1 protein-coding gene and 2 pseudogenes are annotated in these 1448 nt (G+C 70.5%); 1 reads left to right on the top strand and 2 read right to left on the bottom strand.

Translation table 11 applies throughout. The annotated features are described in order from the left end of the window. Window positions 1–226 (bottom strand): annotated as a pseudogene (locus G3N94_RS41445) (MFS transporter); the annotation flags it as partial. 100 nt (window positions 227–326) lie between these two features. On the opposite strand from G3N94_RS41445, the gene G3N94_RS41440 reads away from it, so the two are divergent. Beyond that, window positions 327–1205 (top strand): LysR family transcriptional regulator, encoded by an 879-nt coding sequence (locus tag G3N94_RS41440; RefSeq protein ID WP_205799923.1) that lies wholly within the window; start codon window positions 327–329, stop codon window positions 1203–1205. 49 nt (window positions 1206–1254) lie between these two features. Here G3N94_RS41440 and G3N94_RS41435 read toward each other — a convergent pair. After that, window positions 1255–1448: pseudogene (locus G3N94_RS41435) on the bottom strand (DUF2591 family protein); the annotation flags it as partial.

Genomic DNA, 1448 nt, shown 5'->3' with positions numbered 1-1448 from the left:
TGTACGCGCTCACGACCCACTCGATGTCGGCAAAGCTCGCGTGAAAGCTGCGCGCGATGCTCGGCAGCGACACGGCGACGACGTTCGTGTCGAGCACGATCAGCGAACAGGTGGCGGATGCGACGGCGAGCGTCGCGGCGGCAGGCAGCCGCGCGCGGCCGCGACGCTCGGTGTCGGCGGCGCCGGCGGACTCGCCCGCGCTCGGTGCCGGGGAAGGCTGGGACATCGGTGACTCCGGGACAGGATCGACGAGCCGTATGCTAGGCTTGCCCGGTATTGCCCGTCATTGATATTCCCACGCTGTTTTATTGACGATTTTCGCAATCATGGGTCAACTCGAATTCCGTCACGTGCGCGCGTTCTTGAGCGTCGCGCAGCATCTGCACTTCGCGCGCGCGGCCGAAGCGCTCGACATGGCGCCGCCCGCGCTTACGCGACAGATCCAGGAAGCGGAGCGGCTGCTCGGCGTGCGCCTGTTTCACCGGTCGCGGCGCTCGGTCGCGCTGAGTGCCGCCGGCGAGGCCTACCTGGCCGAGGCGTGCGCCGCATTCGAGCACCTGCAGCGCGGCCGTGAACTGGCGACGCTCGCCGAGCGCGGCGAACTGGGCCGGATCGAGGTCGGCTACGTGTCGTCGGCCGTCTATTCGGGCACGCTGCAGCGCACGATCGGCGCGTTTCGCGCCGCGCATCCGCGCATCGAGCTGAACCTGCGCGAGGTGCCGATGGACGACGTCGCGAAGCAGATCGATGGGGGCCGGCTCGACATCGCCTACGTGCGGCCGCCGATGCCGCTGCCCGGCGAAATCCGCACCGTCACGCTGCAGCGCGACGTGTTCATCGCGGCAGTGCCGGCCGATTCGCCGCTCGCCGCGCTGCAGACGATCAGGGCCGCCGATCTCGCCGACGCACGCTTCGCGGTGCCCGAGCAGGAGCTCGGCACGCTGGAGGTCGCGCGCCGCGGGCGCTTCGCGCCGGTTGTCGCCGCACGACCGGGCGGCCTGCTCGCGGTGCTCGCGTGCGTATCAGTGAACGGCTGGGTGGCCGTGATTCCGGACGCACTCGCGCGCTGCGTTGCGCTGCCGGGCGTCGTCTACCGGCCGCTCGCGGGCAAGCCGATCACGTCCGAACTCGCGCTCGCGCACCGGCGCTTCGAAAAGGCGCCCGCGGTGCGCGCATTCCTGCGGATCGTGTCGCGGGCGGAATAAGCGACGCTCACGGTCCACGCCAAACCGGCTGAACCATTTCACCGCACTTTCACCGCGCTTTCGACATATCGAGATCCGGCACGTCGTCACCGAACGTCGACGCGACGAGCGTGCGCATCGCCGCGATCAGCAGCGTCGGGCCCGACTGGTTGAACGTGCAGCGCTCGCCCGCGGCCGGCACCGCGCGGTGCAGCACCGCCCGCCATGCGCCGCGCCCGCCGTCGCGCTCGAACGCGGCGAACG

Origin of the sequence: Burkholderia sp. Ac-20353, assembly GCF_017104785.1 — a bacterium.
Taxonomy (GTDB): domain Bacteria; phylum Pseudomonadota; class Gammaproteobacteria; order Burkholderiales; family Burkholderiaceae; genus Burkholderia.
This window is presented reverse-complemented; position numbering and strand designations above follow the sequence as displayed.